At 31.4% G+C, this 22,082-nt stretch carries 19 protein-coding genes; 13 read left to right on the plus strand and 6 right to left on the minus strand.

The features are described 5' to 3' along the window. Positions 1-65: 65 nt before the first annotated feature. The 3 genes from ACWNT5_RS17515 to ACWNT5_RS17525 form a co-directional block, all read right to left on the minus strand. Positions 66-1,619, minus strand: a complete 1,554-nt coding sequence (locus ACWNT5_RS17515) for a hypothetical protein (RefSeq protein WP_456518084.1) — start codon at positions 1,617-1,619, stop codon at positions 66-68. A 334-nt stretch (positions 1,620-1,953) separates the two neighbouring features. Then, entirely contained in the window at positions 1,954-2,817 is an 864-nt protein-coding gene (locus ACWNT5_RS17520) for an ABC transporter ATP-binding protein (protein WP_456518085.1), read from the minus strand. A gap of 11 nt (positions 2,818-2,828) precedes the next feature. Beyond that, complete coding sequence (locus tag ACWNT5_RS17525) at positions 2,829-4,154, minus strand: serine hydrolase domain-containing protein (protein WP_456518086.1); 1,326 nt, start codon at positions 4,152-4,154, stop codon at positions 2,829-2,831. Positions 4,155-4,370: 216 nt separating this feature from the next. Between ACWNT5_RS17525 and ACWNT5_RS17530 the strand changes: the two genes are divergently transcribed. From ACWNT5_RS17530 to ACWNT5_RS17545, 4 genes are all read left to right on the plus strand, one after another. Continuing rightward, positions 4,371-5,354, plus strand: a complete 984-nt coding sequence (locus tag ACWNT5_RS17530) for a sensor histidine kinase (RefSeq protein WP_456518087.1) — start codon at positions 4,371-4,373, stop codon at positions 5,352-5,354. 92 nt (positions 5,355-5,446) lie between these two features. After that, positions 5,447-6,154, plus strand: coding sequence for a LytR/AlgR family response regulator transcription factor (locus ACWNT5_RS17535; protein WP_299601520.1), 708 nt, complete (start codon positions 5,447-5,449; stop codon positions 6,152-6,154). 110 nt (positions 6,155-6,264) lie between these two features. Then, positions 6,265-8,445 (plus strand): S9 family peptidase, encoded by a 2,181-nt coding sequence (locus ACWNT5_RS17540; RefSeq protein WP_456518088.1) that lies wholly within the window; start codon positions 6,265-6,267, stop codon positions 8,443-8,445. Between the two features lie 169 nt (positions 8,446-8,614). Beyond that, on the plus strand, positions 8,615-9,478 hold the full coding sequence (locus ACWNT5_RS17545) for a phospholipase A (RefSeq protein ID WP_456518089.1): 864 nt from the start codon (positions 8,615-8,617) through the stop codon (positions 9,476-9,478). Between the two features lie 98 nt (positions 9,479-9,576). Here the strand turns inward: ACWNT5_RS17545 and ACWNT5_RS17550 are convergent, their stop codons facing one another. After that, positions 9,577-12,579, minus strand: a complete 3,003-nt coding sequence (locus ACWNT5_RS17550; protein ID WP_456518090.1) for a GEVED domain-containing protein — start codon at positions 12,577-12,579, stop codon at positions 9,577-9,579. Between the two features lie 226 nt (positions 12,580-12,805). Between ACWNT5_RS17550 and ACWNT5_RS17555 the strand changes: the two genes are divergently transcribed. The 4 genes from ACWNT5_RS17555 to ACWNT5_RS17570 are packed head-to-tail and all read left to right on the plus strand — an operon-like array spanning position 12,806 to position 15,129. Next, positions 12,806-13,918 carry a serine hydrolase domain-containing protein gene (locus ACWNT5_RS17555; RefSeq protein WP_456518091.1) on the plus strand — a complete coding sequence of 371 codons (1,113 nt, stop codon included), beginning with the start codon at positions 12,806-12,808 and terminating at the stop codon, positions 13,916-13,918. Between the two features lie 11 nt (positions 13,919-13,929). After that, entirely contained in the window at positions 13,930-14,259 is a 330-nt protein-coding gene (locus ACWNT5_RS17560; RefSeq protein WP_456518092.1) for a DUF6249 domain-containing protein, read from the plus strand. Beyond that, on the plus strand, positions 14,249-14,821 hold the full coding sequence (locus ACWNT5_RS17565) for an RNA polymerase sigma factor (RefSeq protein ID WP_456518093.1): 573 nt from the start codon (positions 14,249-14,251) through the stop codon (positions 14,819-14,821). Before ACWNT5_RS17560 ends, ACWNT5_RS17565 begins: the two co-directional genes overlap by 11 nt. Then, entirely contained in the window at positions 14,818-15,129 is a 312-nt protein-coding gene (locus ACWNT5_RS17570) for a hypothetical protein (RefSeq protein ID WP_456518094.1), read from the plus strand. Before ACWNT5_RS17565 ends, ACWNT5_RS17570 begins: the two co-directional genes overlap by 4 nt. 71 nt (positions 15,130-15,200) lie before the next feature. On the opposite strand, the gene ACWNT5_RS17575 is transcribed toward ACWNT5_RS17570, so the two are convergent. Then, positions 15,201-16,361, minus strand: a complete 1,161-nt coding sequence (locus ACWNT5_RS17575) for an iron-containing alcohol dehydrogenase (RefSeq protein WP_456518095.1) — start codon at positions 16,359-16,361, stop codon at positions 15,201-15,203. A 187-nt stretch (positions 16,362-16,548) separates the two neighbouring features. On the opposite strand from ACWNT5_RS17575, the gene ACWNT5_RS17580 reads away from it, so the two are divergent. From ACWNT5_RS17580 to ACWNT5_RS17600, 5 genes are all read left to right on the plus strand, one after another. Next, entirely contained in the window at positions 16,549-17,751 is a 1,203-nt protein-coding gene (locus tag ACWNT5_RS17580) for a sensor histidine kinase (RefSeq protein ID WP_299601500.1), read from the plus strand. 195 nt (positions 17,752-17,946) lie between these two features. Then, positions 17,947-18,267: a hypothetical protein gene (locus ACWNT5_RS17585; protein WP_456518096.1), complete on the plus strand. Its 321-nt coding sequence runs from the start codon at positions 17,947-17,949 to the stop codon at positions 18,265-18,267. A 20-nt stretch (positions 18,268-18,287) separates the two neighbouring features. Beyond that, entirely contained in the window at positions 18,288-19,076 is a 789-nt protein-coding gene (locus ACWNT5_RS17590; RefSeq protein ID WP_456518097.1) for a hypothetical protein, read from the plus strand. 215 nt (positions 19,077-19,291) lie between these two features. Further along, complete coding sequence (locus ACWNT5_RS17595; RefSeq protein WP_299896574.1) at positions 19,292-20,389, plus strand: type 1 glutamine amidotransferase domain-containing protein; 1,098 nt, start codon at positions 19,292-19,294, stop codon at positions 20,387-20,389. A gap of 222 nt (positions 20,390-20,611) precedes the next feature. After that, positions 20,612-21,529: a helix-turn-helix domain-containing protein gene (locus ACWNT5_RS17600; protein ID WP_456518098.1), complete on the plus strand. Its 918-nt coding sequence runs from the start codon at positions 20,612-20,614 to the stop codon at positions 21,527-21,529. A 6-nt stretch (positions 21,530-21,535) separates the two neighbouring features. Here ACWNT5_RS17600 and ACWNT5_RS17605 read toward each other — a convergent pair whose 3' ends face one another. Then, positions 21,536-22,039: a hypothetical protein gene (locus ACWNT5_RS17605; protein WP_299601487.1), complete on the minus strand. Its 504-nt coding sequence runs from the start codon at positions 22,037-22,039 to the stop codon at positions 21,536-21,538. Positions 22,040-22,082 lie beyond the last annotated feature (43 nt).

Here is a 22,082-nt window from a genome sequence, read left to right on the forward strand (position 1 = left end):
AGTCGAAATGAATATTAATATGTCTATGTTAATCCACCTGTTTTAAAAGACACATTCTAATTCTATTAATTTCTTAATTGTTGTATTCTCATGATTAGTCCAATACTTCCAATTATTATTGAACTTATAATGAGCGTAAATATGTACAAAGAGTTATGTTGTAATCCTCCAAAGTAATCCATGAACGGGATTTGATTTATATTTCCATAAGTGATAATAAAAAATACAATTTCGAATAGTTTTTTCCCTTTTGTCAAAATACCAGATGTAATTGCTATTAAAACAATAAAAATTGCACCAATAATAATATGTAGTACAGATTGTACATCCACTACTATTATATGCTTTATAAGTAAAGGAAGTGCTAATAGTATCATCATTAATGCTCCGGCCAATACTTGTGAAACCAGTAGTCTTTTTATGGGTTTATATGAAGTAAAGGCGAAATATTGTACATTATGATACATTTCTTTAGATGATATTTCTGATAATCTATGTACTTGTAAAAACCAAAGAATAGGTAACACTATGGTATGTGCAATGGTGATTGGTAATGCAGCTAGCAATATTATACCGATTACATTAAGTATCCATAACCATTTTTTGCCTTTGCGATATAGCAGTAGTAGTTCTGTTTTTACCAAAGAATAAATACCATAATTGCTTGTGGATTTTACTAATAATGCTTGCTGTATCTCATGGGGGTTACTCTGTTTTTTATACGTAGCTAACATAGTTTTCTTGTTGGTCTTATTAGTAGTACGAAATCGATCAAAAAATGGTGATATAATGTAAAGCACTAGAAATGCTAATGCACACCATCCGATTCTACTTATTATAAAAGTAGTAGGAAACTCAATTCCGTTAAACTCGAATTTTTTATTTTCAGTTATGTTTCCTAAAACATAGCCTATATTTAGTTCGGTATCATGATCAACAGGTAATAATTCTCTAACGCTCATTTCCATTTGATCCATTACTATTTTGGTTCCAAAGGGATCTAATAAGTATGTATAAGAAGAGCTATCCGAAAACGAAGGGAAAGCCAAATAAGAAAACAAAAAGAAGAATCCTATATTTTGGATTATAGAGTATTTCTTAAAAATAACTTCGAAAACTACCGCAATAGCTGATATGCAAAATATTGCTGGAATTGGAATTAGAATATAAGGAATTATAAATTGTAAGATTTCAAATGAATACCCTTCGTTATACAGAATAAATAGTAATATACTCATCAAAAATATAATTACAACAATCGTACTTAGAATTAGAAAATTACTTATGAACTTAGAAGCTAAATATTTAAAATTAGTAATTGGAGTAGCAGCTGTAATATGCCCAATTTTGGTAATAGCATCTGTTTTAATTGTACTGTTGACCAAGTAAAATCCAATTAAGGATAAAAAAATACTGGTCATTATTGCTGTAACATAACCAAACCAAGCCGAATTATAAAACCCAACGTAATCTGCTATTCTAATTGTAGAATAAGAAGCATTTGGCTCAGGAACAAAAGTGTATGCTATTGCTAAACTAATACAAAGAGTAATTAGAAAGCTATAACTTCTGGTACGCTGTAAATAATCATATTTTATAATAGAAATAAATGTTTTCATGATATTCAATCTTAGTAAGCGTAATGAACTCCTATGTGTACGTTACCGAAAACGATAGACATAATTATAAGTATCATAATAGCTACAATGGTTAATAGTATTGTTGTTTTTTTCTGTGATGATTTTTTCATTTTACTAAGTTCTTATTAAGTATAATTGGAGTTTTATAGATTAAGTATTCAAGGTATTTAATGTTAGTAAGCATAATATACTCCTACATGTACGTTCTTTAATATTATAGCGATGATGACTAGAATCATTATGGTTGTTATTATTATTGATTCGGTCTTTTTTTTGTTTGATGAATTTTTCATTTGCTTATGTGTATTAATTTTTAGTTCATTTTTGTTAAGTATAAATAGGCGTCTTCTAGATTTGGTGTTTGGGCTATAGAATCCTTGATAGGAATTTCAGAAATATATCTAACAGCTATTTTTTCTTCTTTTCTAGCGGTGCTAGCCACGATATTATTTTTCTTAAAGTTATCCAGTTGTTCTTTTGGAATAAGCACTTCAAAAACCTTTTGATCTACTAGTTGTATAAGCTTTTCTTGTGTATTACAAGATAACAATGATCCGTTTTTCATTATTGCAACCTGATCTGCTATCGTATCTATATCGGATACGATGTGTGATGACAGGATAACAATACATTCTTGAGATAAATCAGATATCAAATTTCTAAAACGAACTCTTTCTTCAGGATCTAGTCCAACTGTTGGTTCATCAAAAATGATAACTTTTGGGTCATTCAATAAGGTTTGAGCGATTCCTATTCGTTGTTTCATACCTCCAGAGTAACTTCCAATGGGCTTTTTGGCGGCATCTAATAAGTTTAGACCATATAATAGTTGTTCTATTTTTAGCTTAATATTTTTGTCAGCAATCCCTTTTAATGCTGCTATGTATTGCAAAAATTCAAAAGCATTAAGATTGGGGTATACTCCAAAATCTTGAGGTAAAAAACCTAGTTGCTTTCTCATATAATTAGCATCTTTGATAATATTGTTTTTATTAAGTATGATCACACCTTCGGTAGGTTTACTGGCAGTTGCAATCATTTTTAATAGGGTAGATTTTCCCGCTCCATTAGGTCCTAATAGCCCTAGTATTCCTTTTTCGATATTTATGGAGAAATCTTTTAACCCATATTTGTTTCTACCATATTTTTTGGAAACATTCTTTACTTCTAGTCTCATGATCTTACCGTTTATTTGTTTAAACTTACTTTACTGATTGTAGTTGTAAAGCCATTTTGACTAAAAGACAAACTATCATGGTTATTCTCTATTTGGGTTAAAACAACTCCTACAGTAGTATCATAGAGTGATGTTTCGTCCTTTTGTGATAGTTCGCTTTTAACTCCTTGTTCTTCGGATACCAAATACATCTTATTATCCTCCAGTGTTATTTTTAAGATTAAATTCGCTTCTTTTAGTAAGTAAGTGCCTGTGTATTTTTTGAAGTTATCAAGATTGATACTTTTAAAATTTTCTATGGGAGTATCGTTGATATAAGCTAGTAAATCATTTGTTATCGCTTTTTTGAATGGGATTGTTTTACAATTAGTAAATGCTAAGTATAGATCTTTCGTAACAGGATTATATTGATTCCTGAAAGCGTATCCTATATTATTTCCTCCATGTCCGTAATAGGTAACGCCATCAACATTGAATTTAAATAATCCTAAACCATATTGTTCATTTCCAGATTCCATCATCATTTTAAGAGTCTCTTTTTTTAGTAATTTTTCTGTTTCAAAAAGAGATTCATAGAATATTTGCATATCGTTTAATGTTGAAGCAATACTACCAGCAGCATAAGCTATATTTGCAAAATAGCGATAGTCTAAGTAGTCCGTTACATCCTTTCCTTGAAAATATGGAGTTGCCAAATTAGGAAGATGTTTGTGTACGTATGGATAGGAATTGTTCATCTGTAAAGGAGTGAAAATTCGTTCTCTTAATAAATCAAAATAATTCTGGTCTGTTACTTTTTCTATGATTCTTCCTAATAGAAAATAATTGGTGTTACAGTAATCAAATGAACCTACCATTTCTGGATCATTTTTCTCTACCTGATCTAATAAATTTGCATTGTATAAGGCATCATTTTTTCCATAAAAGATGTCTAGAATGTTTTTCCCAATCACTTCATCCAAACCACTTTCATGAGTTAGTAGTGCTTTTATTGTTAATGAGCCATCTACATTTTTAATGGGAGTGAGATATGTTCCAATACTATCAGTAATTTTTAGATTTCCTTTCTCATATTCCTGAAGTATCAATAGCGCAGTAAAGGTTTTGGTAGCACTACCAATATTAAAAACACTGTTTGCAGTTAGATTAAAGTCACCAAGACTTAAGGTTTCAGTTTTATTTTTCTTTTTGGTAAGAATAGCAATTCCTTTATGCTTTTCTTTTAGCATGGCATCATATTTTGTGGAAATTGAGGTAATATCATTTGTTTGACTATATCCGATGTGTTTGATAAAGAAGAGAGCTAATAGAATTATTAAGTACTGTAAAGTTTTCATGTTTCTTAAATTTTATATTTGTTTACATCAAAACTCATTTAATTTGTGCTGATACTGAAAAAAGAATGATGAAAGGTCTTCGAAACGTGATCTTAGGAGAAAAGTCATCTCACCCTTAAAATGAGACAACTTAAACTGAAAATGATATATTACATCATGAAAATATGTTGTTTCAACCTTTAAAACATATTTTTGAGTACTAATTTTTAAAGGAATATGGTAACAAAATTTGATGCTTGGATAGACAATAAAATAATACAGAACATTATTATATGGTTGTTTTTATTGATCATCTTTATCATGGTCATTCAAGCAGATAATAGATTCTTAGTATCTATTGTACTTATTGGCTTTATAATGCCACCGATATATTTAAACAATCTAAAAATCTTACCTTTATTTTTTACTAAGAAACGTTCTTTAGGAATTACATTTTTTATATTAAATATTTTAGTTTTTACACTTTTGGGAGTATCCCTTTTAAGTGATTTCTTCGAAAAGTTTCAATGGAAAATGTTGTTGAATGTATTTGGTGCGGTTTTATTAATAATTCTGTTTGGTACCGCATTAAAACTGGCAAGAGATAGTTTTTATAGAAGACAAGAAGAAAAAGAAGCAGAATTAAAGTTATTAAAAGCACAACTAAACCCACATTTTTTATTCAATACACTTAACAATCTATATGGGTTGTCGGTAATAAAATCAGAAAAGCTTCCGGATTTAATGTTGCAACTTTCAGATTTATTACGATATAGTCTTTATGAAACTAAAGAGACCTTTGTTCCGCTAGACAAGGAGATTCAATATCTTAGAAATTACATATCACTAGAACAGATTAGATTAGAAGATAAGGCAGATATTCAATTAGATATAAAAGGATATGACTCGGCTAACAGAATAATTGCTCCGATGTTATTAATAGTTTTTGTAGAAAACGCATTTAAGCATTTAGGGGTATTAGAAAACACGAAAAGTATTGTGTCTGTTTCTATCGAAATAGGAGAGAACTCCATTGTTTTCAAATGCTCAAATACAATAGATAATATAATCGTTCCGGAAACCGATATAGAAAAAGGCAAAAGTGGTATTGGTTTACAGAATGCAAAAAAACGTTTAGATTTGATATATCCAGAAAAGCATGCATTACAAATTAAGCAGGATAACGGATTTTATATTGTTGAATTAACCCTAGATGTATAGTGAAATCATCTGAATAAAACTGTTAATTATAATTCGTAAGTGTTTACTTAAAATGATTAAACAATAAATTGTAAAGAGAATATTATAAATACATGAAAACATTACAATGTTTAATAGCCGATGATGAGCCCATCGCACGTCAGATAGTAGAAAGCTATATCAAAGAAATACCCTATTTAGAGCTTGTTGCTACTTGCAAGAATGCTTTCGAGGTAATGAGCTATTTACAAAGTAATTCTGTAGACATATTATTCTTAGATATCAATATGCCAAAACTTTCTGGTATTAGTCTGTTAAAGACAATGCAACAAAAACCTAATGTTATTATCACAACTGCTTATCCAGAATATGCTGTAGAAGGATTCACTCTTTCGGTTACGGATTATTTATTAAAACCATTTTCGTTAGAACGATTTTTACAAGCTGTTGGCAAAGTAGTACAAGCTACACCTATTCAACAAGATACTATCGTAATAGAGAAGGAGAAAAAAGCAAGTGTTGTTTATGTAAAAAGTGATAAAAAGATTATTAAATTGGATGTAGATAGCATCTATTATATTGAAGCTTACGGTAATTATATAAAGATCTATACGGATCAAATGATTTTAACACCGGTGACATTATCTGATTTTTTAGAAAAGTTGTCAGATGATTTCGTAAGAACACATAAATCATTCGTAGTAAATTTTAATAAGTTAAAAATGATTGATGGGAATCAAATAATACTACAGAATGATAGTAAATTACCGATCAGTAAGTCATATAGGAAATCGGTTTTAAGCAAAATTGATGAAGTATAATCCCAATATTATTTATTTTAAAGTATCCTAATTAGTAACCTTTTAGGGGAATTATATCAATTTAAAATATTACTAGTACATTTACTTTTTTAACTATAAAATCTCATTTAATGAAAACAAAAATCATCAATCTATTTCTTTTAAGTTCTGTGCTTTTGATAAGCTGTAAAACTGAACAGAAAGAAGAAACGAAATTAAAACCTCATGAATCTTTAACAGCTCCAACTGCTAAAAAAATCGCAGAAGAATTAACAGCACACGGCGATACTCGAATAGACAATTATTTTTGGATGCGTCTAAGTGATGAGCAGAAAAATGCAGAAACTCCTGATGCACAAACAAAGGATGTTCTAGATTACCTAAATGCAGAGAATGATTACAAAGATGCTGCAATGAAACATACCGATACTCTTCAGAAAACATTGTTTGATGAGATTGTTGGGAGAATTAAAAAAGATGAATCGACAGTTCCATATAGCTATAATGGATACTCATATTATTGGAGATTCGAAAAAGGAATGGATTATGCCTTGTATTGTCGTAAAAAATTAGAAGATAAAGCAAAGGAAGAAATTATGCTTAATGGTCCAGAAATGGCAGAAGGATTGAATTATTTTGGAATGGGAGCAAGATCTGTTAGTCCTGATAATAAAATGATATCTTATGGTATCGATACAGTATCTAGACGTCGATATACAATATATTTTAAGGATTTAATCAATGATAAAGTACTTTCAGATAAATTAGTTAATACTACAGGAAGTGTAGCTTGGGCTAATGATAATAAAACAGTCTTTTATACTTCTAAAGATTCAATTACGCTACGAGCAAATAAAATTTACAAACATGTTTTGGGTACGGATCAGTCTCAGGATGTATTGGTGTTTGATGAAAAAGATGATACCTTCAGGACATTTGTTTATAAATCAAGATCGGATAAGTATATTATTATTGGTAGTGATCAAACACTCTCTACAGAATACAGATATTTAGATGCTGATACTCCTAATGGAGAGTGGAAAGTAATCCAACCAAGAGAAAAAGAATTAGAGTATAGTGTAGCACATTTTGGAGATCATTTTTATATAAGAACGAATTTAGATGCAAAAAACTTCAAGTTGGTAAAAACACCTGTTAATGCCACTACAAAAGATAATTGGGTGGATGTGATTCCACATAGAGATGATATCTTGTTACAAGGTTTTACTGCTTTTAAAAATCATCTAGTGTTAAATGAACGAAAAAATGGTCTTAGTACTATTAGAGTAAGAAAATGGGATGGAAATGACGATCACTATATTTCTTTTAATGATCCTGCATATTATACAAGTACAAATATTAATATGGATTTTGATACCAATATTGTACGATATAGTTATAGTTCTTTAACAACTCCAAGCAGTCTTATAGATTATAATATGGATACTAAAGAGCAAAAAGTGTTAAAACAGCAAGAAGTATTAGATCCTAACTTCTCAAAAGACAATTACGTGTCCGAAAGACTATATGCTACGGCAAGAGATGGTGTAAAAGTGCCAATATCTTTGGTGTATAAAAAAGGAACACAAAAAAATGCTAGTACACCACTTTTATTGTATTCTTATGGTTCTTATGGAAGTAGTACAGAACCTTATTTTAGTTCTACTAGATTAAGTTTGTTAGACCGAGGTTTTGTTTTTGCCATGGCTCATATTAGAGGAGGTCAGGAAATGGGTAGATATTGGTATGAAGATGGAAAACTTCTTAAAAAGAAAAATACTTTTACCGATTTTATCGATGTTGGAGATTTCTTAGTAAAAGAAGGATACACTAGTGCTGATCATATGTATGCTTATGGAGGTAGTGCTGGTGGTCTATTAATGGGAGCAGTACTTAATATGAAACCAGAACTTTGGAATGGAGTAGTAGCTGCCGTACCATTTGTAGATGTGGTTTCTACTATGATGGATGAAACAATACCTTTAACCACATTTGAATTTGATGAGTGGGGAAACCCTAAAAATAAAGAATATTACGAATATATGAAGTCATATTCTCCATATGATAATGTAGAAGCCAAAGAATATCCAAATATTTTGATCACAACTGGGTATTGGGATAGTCAGGTGCAATACTGGGAACCAGCTAAATGGATCGCTAAATTAAGAGAGTTAAAAACGGATAACAATCTATTAATTATGGATTGTGATATGGAAACTGGTCATGGAGGAGCTTCAGGACGTTTTGAACGCTATAAACGTACTGCTCTAAATTACGCCTTTATGCTAGACTTAGAAGGAATTAATAAGTAGTATATTTGTTCATCTTTTTATAAAGAAACCAGCAGGGATATATTCTTGCTGGTTTTTTTATCAATTAATGATTTTGTCCAATAATAAACTATTTTTTTTGAATCTAATCCGATTAACTATAAAGTACAGGAAGCTTTTTGCAAAAGTTTTAATCTTAACAAGTCTATATGTGTTATCATTCGCTTCTTGTTATAGTCAAACCAATGCCAAAGATAACCAAGGAAGCTTATCTAAGCGATGGTTCATACAAAGCGATAGTATTAAACGTTTTAAAATTGAACCGTACAAGCCTGTGTATTTTTTGGGTGCAAATTATACAACGGATATCAATAACTTTCCTACTAGTGATAATCCACTTAATACTGTGGAAGAATCATCCGATTTTTCGGATACTGAATTGAAATTTCAATTAAGTTTTAAGACAAGAGCTGCAAGGAATTTGTTAGGAAAGAAAATAGGAGGTGATGTATGGGTAGGATATACTCAATCATCAAGATGGCAATTGTATAGTGCTAATATTTCGAGGCCATTCCGAGAAACTAATTATGAGCCAGAAATAATGTTAGTGTTTCCAACAAGCTATAGAGTTTTTGGATTAAATGGTGTGTTCGCAGGAATTGGAATAAATCATCAGAGTAATGGAAGATCAAATCCGTTATCTAGAAGTTGGAATAGAATAATACTACAGTTTGGTTGGGAAACTTCTTCTTGGAGTTTTGTTTTAAGACCTTGGTGGCGCTTGCCCGAAGATTCCTCGGAAGATGATAATCCAGGTATAGAAAATTATGTAGGAAGAACGGAGTTTTTAACTGTCTTCTCAAAAGGCAGACATGATCTAAGTATTTTGGCTAAACATTCGCTGAGAGGAGGTAGTAATAGTAGAGGTAGTATAAGACTTGATTATGCAATTAAAGTTTTGGGCCAATTACAGGTACACGCACAGATATTTCATGGGTATGGGGAAAGTTTAATAGATTTCAACCATAAGCAAACTACTTTTGGAATAGGGTTGTCTCTTTTACAGTGGCGATGATATCATCAAGTTTTTAGATTTTCCAAATATATAAAAAGGCTGTTCACACTACATGAACAGCCTTTCAAACATACTTAATAGCTAACTAAATATATTTTTTACTTATTGATTACAAATCTCTTTGTGATCGCAAATCCGTCTGTGCTAGTAAATCGGGCAAAGTACATTCCGGATGCTAGTTGAGAAACATCGATAGATAAAGAATCTACATTTGGATTAATTTTCTTGGCTACTGCACCAGTAGAAGAGAAAATTTCTATTTGCGTAAAACTACCTCCCACAATTTCAATGTTTAATTGAGAACTTGCTGGATTTGGATATAAACTAATGTTGCTATCCGCCTCCTCAGTGAAGGTTAATAGCTGTTCACGACTGGATCCTAAAATCACTACATAATCTTCAACTTCTCCATATGTAAATGATTCGCAAGGATCAGGAATGTCATTATATTTCATGGATACACGCATACGAGTAGCACCAGAAGATGCGCTTGCAGGAACTGTAAAAGATCCAGTATTACTAGTATCTGTTGATGGTGCTTTACTAAATACTAACTCACCAGCATCATTAAAATCTCCATCTCTATTATAATCAATCCAAACAGCATAGGCTTCATTATAAATTGTTCCTGTCCATGTTGGAGTAATTGTAATTGTATTTGTTCCGCTTAAACTTGTAGTTAAAGAAGTATAATCTCCATATCCTCCAGATTCTGCACCTGTAGCATTATCAATACTTCCTATTTGTACTCTGGAAATAAACTCATCAGATGTAATTCTACCATTGGAATCACAATATCCTGTTGGAGGATCTGTATCTCCTGATCCTTCCGCTAGATTAATAGTGTAATCTTCAACTTCTCCATATGTGAATGTTTCACAAGAAGTAGGAATGTCATTATATTTCATAGAAACTCTCATTCTAACAGCAGTTAAAGAAGTACCAGTAGGAACAGTAAAAGATCCAGTATTCGTAGCATCTGTGGATGGTGCTTTGCTAAATACTAATTCACCTGCATCATCAAAATCACCATTATTATTATAATCTATCCAAACAGCATATGCTTCTGCGTATATAGTACCTGTCCAAGTAGGAATAATAGTAATATCATAAGATTGGCCTTCATTTAATGTAGTAGCAATACCGCTAAAATCTGAATAAAACTGTGCTCCAGATGTGTTATTAATAGTGTTTAATTCTACTCGGCTGATAAATTCATCATTTACATTAGTACTTGCAGAGTCACAATACGTAACACCACTTGAATCATTGGTGGTAAAGGTTGCTGTTGCGGCTCCAGATACATTTCCGGCAGCATCTTCTGCAGTAACGGAAGCATTGTAAGATGTTAATGGAGATAAACCAGTTACATCAAAACTTGTTGTAGTAGATGTTCCTACGGACGTACCATCAATCGAAATGTTATAACGTGCTACCGCTACATTATCTGTGGATGCCGTCCAACTTAATGTTGCTCCTGATGATGTAATATTAGAAGCTGTCAGATTCGTTGGATTTGATGGTGCTTGCGTGTCTGGAACTCCTGGTTCGATTTCAAATCGACCAACAACACCTCTTCGGCTATTATTAATGTACTCATTAATAAACCAGAATGAAGAATCATCAGAAGGGTCAACATCAATTTTACTATAATCTCCATATCGGATACTTGTAGTAAAGTTTCCATTTCCATTAGCAATTAAACCTTCTGCACTAGTCATTGTTCCAAGTGGATCAGAGCTTAATCTTCCTGTAAAATAAGAGCTTACTCTCACTGTGGTTGGAGTAGTAGGTCCAGACATAGAAGTATATCCCATTCCAATATTTCCTTGACCATCCATTGCTAAACTAGCATTCCAAGCATGTCTGCCATCTGGTGCTGTATAGGTACCTTCTTGGTACAGTGACCAAGGTTGATTGTCACCACTTTGTCTAAATTCGTACCAACGAATACCAGCTAATTCTCCAGCACTAGCATCAGTATCTACTACAAAATTAAATACTGCCGAATTGTGTGTTGGGAACTTTCTAAATTGTGCCTGATTCATAATAGTAGCTTGTAACGCATCAATGGATATCCCACCGCCAGGCTGTGCTAAATTAGAAAAACTTCCTCCATCGAAAACACTAATAAAAGGAGTTGTTGTAATTTCTTGAGGACTGGATACAGTAGAGCTTCCAGGATTATTCCAGTTTACATCGGCTGTCCAAACTTTTATATGATCTACAGAAACCCCGCTCCATGCGTTGTCTTGTAAATATACTATGGTTGCTCCACCAGGAGCTGGTAAGTCTCCGTTAGTTACATTTAATGCCTGAGGGCTAAAAAAACCACTAGTTACGATTCCAGGAAGATTAAAACCAATAATTTGTGCACCTGGATCACCTGCTAACATAGCATCTCTTTCTAAAGCCCATAATTTGTTATTTCCTCCAGTATTTTCTGTGATATAATATCCATCACTCCAAACAGAAAGTTTTTGATAATCCTGAATTCCAGAAATATTGTAAACGAACCATCCAGCAGTAAGTGGATTTGGACCATCAGAAACAGCTACCTGAGCGCCAGATCCCAAGAAAGAAAGTACCCATCTATCCGCAGCATTGTCATAAGACACTGTTAGATCACAGCATCCTCCAGATGGAAATATAGCAGGATTCGGAGCTGTTTGTCCTAGTAGTTGATTACCTGATTTATCGAAAATCATAAATCCCGTATTATAAACTACAAATACGTGATTAGGACCAACTGCTAATGATGGATCTGTTGGATTAGATCCAGAAGTATAAGAGTCGAAAACTAAATTAGCAGGAGCTCTTTGTACACTCTGTTCTTGTTGGTGTTTGTTTAAAACAAAATAATCATTTTTGGATTGAGGATCTTTTCCTGCCACAATCTGATTGCCCAAAGATCTTTTGTCTTTTGCTTCTTTTACAGAATCGTCAGATGGACGTAAATCTTGAGGTCTGGACTGCATGGGAGTTACGTATTCTACCGAGGAGACTTTTCCATGATAGAATGCTTTAGTTTTTCCTTGTTGCGCCTGGACAGTTATTGTGGCGACAACAAACATAATTACGAATGCAAGTTTTAATTTCATTTGTGTAAAATTTAAGTAGTTAATTACCCTAAAGTTAGCACAAAAGATGTTGTTATTTTAACATTATTTTGTCTTTTTTAAGTGCCTAATGGTTAGACCATAAGGAGGTTGAGTATTAACCCTTTTTTTGCCTTGCAAATTAATTTTGTAACCTTTTTTTAATTCGTTTTGTCCAATAATCGTGAATTCACAATCAAATAATTATTCATATTCAAAATCAAAAAAAATGAATCAATCAAAACGAACAATCAAAATATTAGTAGTACTCTTTTTTGGATTCTATATGCATCTAAATTGGGCACAAAATGCAAAAGCATCTTTTAGGATTCCTGATGGTCGACGTATAAAAACTTCAAATTTAGATGCTCATATTCAGAAAGCTATAGATTCTATTAAACTTCCCGGGCTTTCTATTGCAATTGTAAATGACGGAAACATTGTATATCATAATGTTTTTGGAGTAAAAAGTTACAAAACGAATGAGCCAGTTACCAAACAAACTATTTTTGAGGGAGCTTCTCTTTCTAAACCATTATTCGCATATTTTATCATGAAAATGGTCGAAAAAGGAGAATTAGATTTAGATAAACCTATATATCCATATTTAAAACCTATTTTTCCAGAAGGAGTTATTGCAAAAGACTCTTTTGAAGCGTATAAAACATTGACCCCAAGGATTATATTATCACATGGTACAGGGATTCCTAATTGGGTAAAAGGAAAACCTATCTCCATTGCATTTAAACCAGGCACTGATTTCTCCTATTCAGGAGAAGCCTATCAACATTTAGGAGCTGCTTTTGGAACAAAATTAGGAATTGGATGGGGAACTGAATTAGATTCTTTAATTATAAAAGAAGCTTTAGCCCCAATAGGATTAAATAGAAGTCTTTATACTTGGAATACAATCTATGATAAAGATGTGGCTTACGGACATATGAAAGGAAAAACCAATCCTGAAATTAATAGATATAAAAAGGTTGGACCAGGTTTTAGTCTACACTCTGATGCAAAGGATTATGCCATGTTTCTAATAGAAATGATGAACCCTAAAAATATAAGTACGAAAACCAGAGATGAGATGCTCAAAGAGCACAATCATTTTAAGTTAAGTAATAAAATTTTAAAGGAGACTGGACAAACCGGATGGGGACTAGGTTTTTCACAAAAACCTACTCCCAATGGGCTTATGCATTTACATACGGGAAATAATCAAGATTTTCAAGCATATGCTATGTTTATACCAAAACAAAATTATGGTTTCGTAATGTTTGGAAACTCGGATAATTTGTTTCCTTTATTAGAAACGATCGAAAAGATATTAGGAGAACATTTTTAAATATAAAAATTATGAAAGATTTAAATGAAGTATTTGTGTTTATTACAATGATAGTTGCCATTGTAGTAATTGTATTTATAATCGCTAGATATACATATTTGGTCAAGAAAACACTTATTGAAAAAGGTGTCTACCAAGAACATAGAAATAATAAATTGAAGTATTTGGATCTAGGATGTATTGTTTTTGGATTAGGAATTGGACTCCTGATTTCATCAGTTTTTACAACTTTTGGATTGTCTGAGGATGCAACAGATTTATTGGTATGGGGTACTATTCTTGTTTTTGGCGCTACAGGCTTAGTTGTTGCACATTTTATAAGAAAACGACTTGAAGAATAGTCAAATACAAAGAGATTATAATCTTATCCGCAAGGTTATCGATGGTGATACATCTGCTTTTAGGCAACTTATTTTTGCCTACAAAGATGTATCACTATCACTTGCTATATCAATTCTAAAAGATGCTGTAGTGGCAGAAGATGTTTTACAAGAGGTTTTTATGAAGGTATATGATAAGTTACATACTTTTAAATTTAAATCATCTTTTGCAACCTGGTTGTATAGGATAGTAGTGAATACAAGCTACAACGAATTGAAGAAAAGAAAAAATATAGTTAGTATTGATAATACGTCAGAAGTAGATTCAATGGTTCATCGTCAAAAAGAATATTTAAAAGATGCTGATCAAAAAAAGTATATTAATATGACGTTGGAAAAATTAAAACCAGATGAAGCATTGGTACTAAGACTTTTTTATTTATGTGAATATAAAATAAAGGAGATAGAAGAGATTACGGGATTTAGAAGTTCTAAAATAAAAGTAAACTTGCACAGAGGAAGAGATAATTTTGAATTCCATTTAAAGCAAATACTAGGAGACGATTTAAATAATTTGTTATGAAAGAAGAAAAATTTAAAGAATTAATCAGTAAAAGTACTATTGAAACTTCTGATGATTTTGTAAATAAAGTAATGCAGGGTATTCAATTACAAAAAGAAGTGAAAAAACAATCACGTTTTTGGTCTTTTCCAGTGATCATAATAGTTTGTAGTGCATTAATTTTAACGATTTTAGGGATGCTGTTTTATACATTAAATACAGAGTATGCAATATTTAGTTCGATTCCTAAAACACCAATATTTTTATTTATTATTGGGATTGGACTTTATTATATAAATCAATTAATACGATTTCAACATTACAAATAGAATGTTTGATCATAAAATAAAAAGCCTTGCTAGTAATACTATGCAAGGCTTTTGTTAATAAATTCGATATGTTAATATGCCATTTCTACAATTTCGGCTGCAACTTCTGGCGTGATATCTTGATGCTCTCCTAGAGCAGTCATTCCATGATCCTTTAAATTCTTAGCTACTTTTTGAGAGAAACCGTCATAATCATCGGTATAGGCACTTAATTTGGTTTCTATTCCTAATGATTGAAAGAATTCCTCTGTTTTTTGAATAGCCTTTTTCGCTTTCTCTTCAGTAGTCCCTTCGGATATATTAAAGATTCGTTCAGCATATTGTGCAAGTTTTTCCTTTTTTTGCTCAAACTTCTTAGTGTATGCACTTGGTAAAATTACAGCCAATGTGCGTGCATGATCTATTCCATAAAATGCGGTAAGCTCATGAGCAATCATATGAACACTCCAATCCGTTGGTACTCCTTTTTGTATATATCCGTTTAAAGCCATAGTGCAACACCACATAAAATTAGAAGCCGCTTTGTAGTTACTAGGATCTTTAATGATTTCAGGAGCAATTTCTATTAATGTTTGTAGAATTCCTTCAGAAAAACGATCCTGTAGTGGAGCATCAGCAGGGTACGTCATATATTGCTCCAAAACATGTGTGTATGCATCTGCAACTCCATTTGCTAATTGTCTTTTGGGAATACTATGCACAACCGTTGGATCACAGATAGAGAATTGTGGAAATAATCCTGGTCCACCCATTACCATTTTTTGATTTGTCTCTGATCTGCTTACCACAGCACCGCTATTCATCTCGCTTCCTGTAGCTGGTAACGTAAGTACTGTCCCAAACGGTAACCCTTCGAATGTACGAATTCTTTTAGCCAAGATATCCCAAGGATTATCACCTTTATATAATGCTGCAGAGGATAAAAACTTTGTTCCATCAATCACAGATCCACCACCAACTGCCAGCATATAACCGATATCTTCGTTTTTAATTATTTCTAAGGCCTTTAATAAGGTGGTATACTCAGGATTTGCTTCTATACCAGAAAACTCAATAACTTCATGATCTTTGAGCGCCTCTGTTACTTGTTCATAAATTCCATTTTTTTTAATGCTTCCTCCACCATATAATAGTAATATCTTTTTGTCTTTAGGTACTTCGGTAGTTAATTTCTTAATTTCTCCTTTACCAAAAATTATTTTGGTAGGAACGTATAATTCAAAATTTCTCATGTTTTTATTTTATTATGCTGATTAATTATCGATTTCTATGTACTCTTACAAAGTTCGAAATAAATCTTCTTTAAATTATTGATCTATGGTAAGAAAAACTAAAAGAATGCGACAAATACTGTTATAATTATGTAAATATTAAATAGTTTGTTAGTTGAACTAATTTAATAATTTTAGTTTTACCCCAATGATAGCACCAGAAATACCAAAGAACGAAAAGTATAGACAAATTGCCGTTGAGAAATACGGATTACTAGATACATTATCAGAAGAAAATTTTGATAATATAACATCTATTATGGCATATGTTTGTGATGTTCCTATATCCCTAATCACTCTTTTGGATAAAAAGCGTAATTTTCTAAAATCACATTATGGAGTTCCGTTTAACGAGTCACCAAGAGAAATTTCTTTCTGTGGGCACGCAATTAACTCAGATGATCCTATAACGATCATAAAAGATTCTAGAGAAGATGAGCGTTTTATTGGTAATCCATTGGTCACGGAACATAAAGCTATTTTTTATGCTGGAGCGCCATTAATTGATGCTGATGGTTTTAAACTTGGTACTTTATGTGTGTACGACACAAAACCTAGAGAGTTAACTTCTGAGCAAAAAGAAGCTTTATTAGCTATGTCTAAACAGGTGGTTAATCTTTTTGAGCAACGTTATCAGAATTTGAAACTCAGGCAGCTTAGAGATAAACTAGAAAAAAGAAATGAAGATTTAAAGAAGTTTGCTAGTGTAGTTTCTCATGATCTAAAATCTCCATTAGCAAATATTATTTCGCTTACCGAATTATTAGAAGATGATAATAAAGATATACTTAATGAAGAATCACTTCAGTACCTAGAATATCTGAGGACATCTTCATATTCTTTGAAAGATTATATCGATGGAATTTTAAACTTTTATAAAAGTGATGATTTGGTTCAAAACAAAAAAGAAAACATCCATATAGATAATCTTTTAGAAGAATTAAAACAAATTACTGATTCTGAGCATAAAGCTACTTTTCATATAAGAGGAAATACGAACGAGTTGCTGGTAAATAAATCTGCGTTAATGCAAGTATTGGTTAATTTGATCACTAATGGGATTAAATATAATTCAAAATCTGAAATAGTAATTGATATAAGCATCGAAGAAACCAGTGACCAATATGAGTTTTCTGTCACAGATAATGGGAATGGAATACCACAAGATTATTTAGAGAAAATTTTCGACCTGTTTACTGTAGTAGGAGTGGAGGATCGAGATGGAAATGTAGGTACTGGAATTGGATTAGCGACCGTAAAAAAAATCGTTCAGAATCTTGGCGGAAACATTGCTGTAAGTTCTACCGAAAAACAAGGAAGTACTTTTACTTTTACTATTCCTAAAAATTAAAAAATACTTTATTTTTCAATAGACTAGATGATCTTCTTTTAGAACAGCTCACAGTTATATACCGATAAGATACTTACTGAATAGAATAGCGGTTCCACAGAAGCAGGGTGTTATTTCATAGAGAATATTGAATTCGTTTTAAACTTATTTGATTTTCACCCGTCATTTAATATGTAGTTTCTAAAGTTATCCACTATGAAAAAGTACATATTAAAATCAATACACCCATTAACTATAATAGCTTCTTTCACTTTTGTGTTGTTTTTCTTAGCGATAAGCAACAATAAAACCATTGGTTATTTAGAATTTTCAGTAGTGCAGTTTGATAAAATTATGTCTACCAAATTGTTAGGCAATAACATTTCTTTAGGAAGCTGGACTAATAGAATTAAAGAGCTGTTTATTATTAATGATATGAGATCCATAGATAATGTCTATATGTTATTAGGGATGAGCTTACTATTAATACTAATACTGGTGTGGATATCGATATTTCCAACAGTCGAAAAATTTTAATCGTTAAAGCTTATTACGCCATGATAAAAAGAATCCTTATTCTTATCTTCTTTGTTATACATATGAATAGTATGTATGCTAATATTTTGAATAATATACATTATGCAGACACCACTGTTGTTAATAAAGAGACTGAAACATATACTGTGTACAGAGGTGAAAAGAATTTATACATCTCCATTAAAACTTTTGATCATAAAATAGCTAGGTCAATTCTACGTAGAGGAATTCATATATATTTTGATAATAAGGGAAAAAAGAAAAAAAATGTATCTATCACTTACCCTGTAATAAAAGAAAATAAACCGCCATTAAGAAAGAGTGAAGACTTTAACCATGAACGAGAAGAGATTCCTGATCCTGATGTTTTATTTGATCAAATATCTCATATGATAGATAAAGATCTTCCGCAGAATGCGATATATAGTTTTTACGACTACAAAAAAGAATTCAATATTCTCTTGAATAATGAAAAAATAACTATTGATATTTCTGTAAATAAAGAAGAAAATAGTTTTAATTATGAAGTAGAAATTCCTAAGAAGCTAATTCATGAAGAATCAGACAAGAATTTAGATAAGCTGATGATTGGAATAGAAACAGTAAAAAATAAAAGGAATAGAAATGATCAAGAAAGATCTTCCAGACAGTCTCAGAGAAATGTTCAAAGAAGAGGAGGGAATGGTGGTGGAGCGCTTGGAGGAAGACAAGGAAATGGCAGATCAAATAATAGAAATCAATCTCCAAGAGCAGACGGTAATAATATTTCATCAGAAAATGGAATTGAAATATGGTTTAAGGCACTATAGTTTAAAAAAAATATAAAGTTTTAGTATTTGTTTTAAGAATGCAAATGTGAGTTTTTATTAGTTAGTTTTGTTACAAGCTTCGTAAGTGATTACGAAGCTTTTTTGGTTAATAATTATCTTCCTATTTGATCATTTACTCTGACGGAATGATCATTTACTCATTGTTTGAGCTATGTTTTCAATTATTTAGAGGCATGAACTTAAAAATATAGAACATGTCTAAGAAATTTAAAATTTTAAAATGGTCACTGGGAATTTTAGGAAGTTTGTTTATCGCGTTATTTCTTTTTGGTTGGTGGTTTATGAGTCTTATACCGTCTTCTGAAGATAAAATCGATATTACATCTTCTACCATGTCTGATTTACCATATTTATCGAAGAATATTGTACCAAACCGAGGTAAAATTCTAGCTATTGTAACGAGTACTAATGTTATGGGTAGTACAGATAAAGATACAGGATACGAACTTACTGAATTAGCAAGAGCATATTACGTTTTTTTAGCCAATGGTTTTGAAGTGGATATTGCGAGTCCTCTTGGCGGAGAACCTCCAGTAGTTATTGATGATGAAGATATGGGAGCGTATGATTATGCTTTTTTAAATGATACTAATGCACAGAATAAAGTAAAAAACTCTCTTCCTGTGGATAAAATTGACCCTACGATGTATGAAGCTGTATTTTTTGCAGGAGGAAAGGGAGCAATGTATGATTTTCCAGAAAATAAAAGTATTCAGAATATTATAAAAACTTTATATCAGTCTAATAAGGTTATTGGAGCAGTGTGTCATGGACCTGCAGCATTGGTAAATGTTACTTTAGATTCTGGAAAATCATTGATAAATAATAAGAAAGTGTCTGGTTTTACAAATGATGAAGAATTGTTGTTGATATCAGATGCTAAAGAAATTTTTCCATTTCTTTTACAAGACAAATTACAAGAACAAGGAGCTACCTTTTCGGAAGGAGAGATGTATTTAGAAAATGTAAGCCATCATGAGAATTTAATTACAGGACAAAACCCTTGGTCTACTTGGAAATTAGCTGAAACAATGATTGTACAAATGGGATATGTACCTAAATACAGAGAAATTACTGCCGAAGAAAACGCAGTAAAGATTTTGAAAACGTATCACACTCAAGGATCTGAAGAAGCTAAAGAATTGATTGATCAATTATATGATAATGATAAAAAGAATATTGAGAGAGTGTTAATCGCAAAACATGGTGTTATTGCGGCAATGCAGGGAAAATTAGGAGGTTTTTTTAGTCTTACAGGATTAACTTCTTATATCAAATCTAAAGAAAACTAATATGATAGTGATAAAAAGATCACTTTCCTGATATAGTATTTTCTAGGAAGTTTAATATAACCTAAATTTGAAAAAAGCGATTTATTGGATTTTTCGGATATCTTATTAGTCATTATCAGTAGTGCAGGATTATTGCATGGGATCTTGTTTGCTTTTTATTTAATATTCATAAAGAAAAAGAAAGCGTTAACAAACATTTTATTAGGGCTTATACTAATATTTATGGCTTTTAGAATTGGGAAATCAGTAATGCTTAATTTTGGTAATGATCTAGAGCCGATATTCATTTTTATTGGATTAGCTTTTTTATTATTAATAGGTCCGATTTTAAGATGGTATGTGTTAGCAATGACAAATCCTGATTTTTCCTTAGACAGAATTTATTTTCTAGAATTAATGCCGTTTGTTATGATTTTTGTCGCCAGCCTTTTCATTTCGACAGAGTGGTATGAAAATAGTAGAATGGCAATCGTAGTATTTGGGAGTGGACTTATTTTTATATATCTGCATCTTGCTTTTTATATAGGAAAATGTCTTCATATGGTGAAAACCAAAAAGAATGATTATAAGATAACTGTACAAACAAAGTCTCAAAAAATTATATTTAATTGGTTATATCACCTACTAATTGGATGCATACTTATTTGGATCACCTATGTTTTAAATATTTTAGATAATACAGTTCCCTATATTATAGGGCCAATTGTATATTCAATCGTAATCTATTATCTAAGTTACAAAGCTTTTCAAATGAAAGTAATTGAAATAGATGGAGATGCTTTCGCAGTGAATGAAAGCCTTTCTTTATTTAATAGAATTTCTCAACTTATGGTAGAAGAGAAGTTATACTTAGATCAAGAGTTGTCTTTAGTTAAATTAAGTGAGATAGTAGACAAAACAAAACAACACACTTCTTCAGTGATAAATCAATATGCCGAAAAAAATTTTAATGATTATATTAATTATTATAGAATTCAGGACGCAAAAAGAATGTTTTTAGATGTTGTAAATAATAAGTTTACAATTTCTGCTATTGCTTTTGATGTTGGTTTCAGTAGTCTGTCCTCTTTTAACGCGGCGTTTAAAAAATTTGAAGGTATAACACCTTCCAAATTTAGGGAAAGCAAGAATAGGAAATAAAAGGAATTATTTTTTCCTTCTTTTACTTTTCTTGGGTTGTTTATTAGATCCCTTTCCTTTAGAGGTTGCTGAAAACGTTTTTTCTTTTTTTAATTCTCTAAAATGTTCTATGATTTTGGATTTAACTTTGAAATGTAAAACACTTGTTCTTTTGATATAACTATAATAAGAACCAATGATGAGTCCTAAGCCCAAAACTATTGGAATAGATCCATTTTCTATAAAAGGGAATTGTGTATATAGATTTATAGCAACTCTAGGTTCGAATGAAATCAATACATACAGTCCATATGCCAATGCCAAAATTCCTAGGATTAAAAAAGTATAGATTTTGGAGTTAATAGCTTTTAAAATATCCTTTTCCATTTTCTGAATGTTAGTATCACTTAAAAATGGGTTATTACGTTCTTTTTCCTCTTTGATAAGTAATAAAAGGGCTTCATTATAAAAATCAAAAGAAACTCCATAACTTCTTTTATCTAAATCCTCTTCGGTTATATCATATTTCATATGAGCGTAATATATCTATAAAATAATAGTCGATTATAATACA

The organism is Aquimarina sp. 433, from assembly GCF_054054605.1.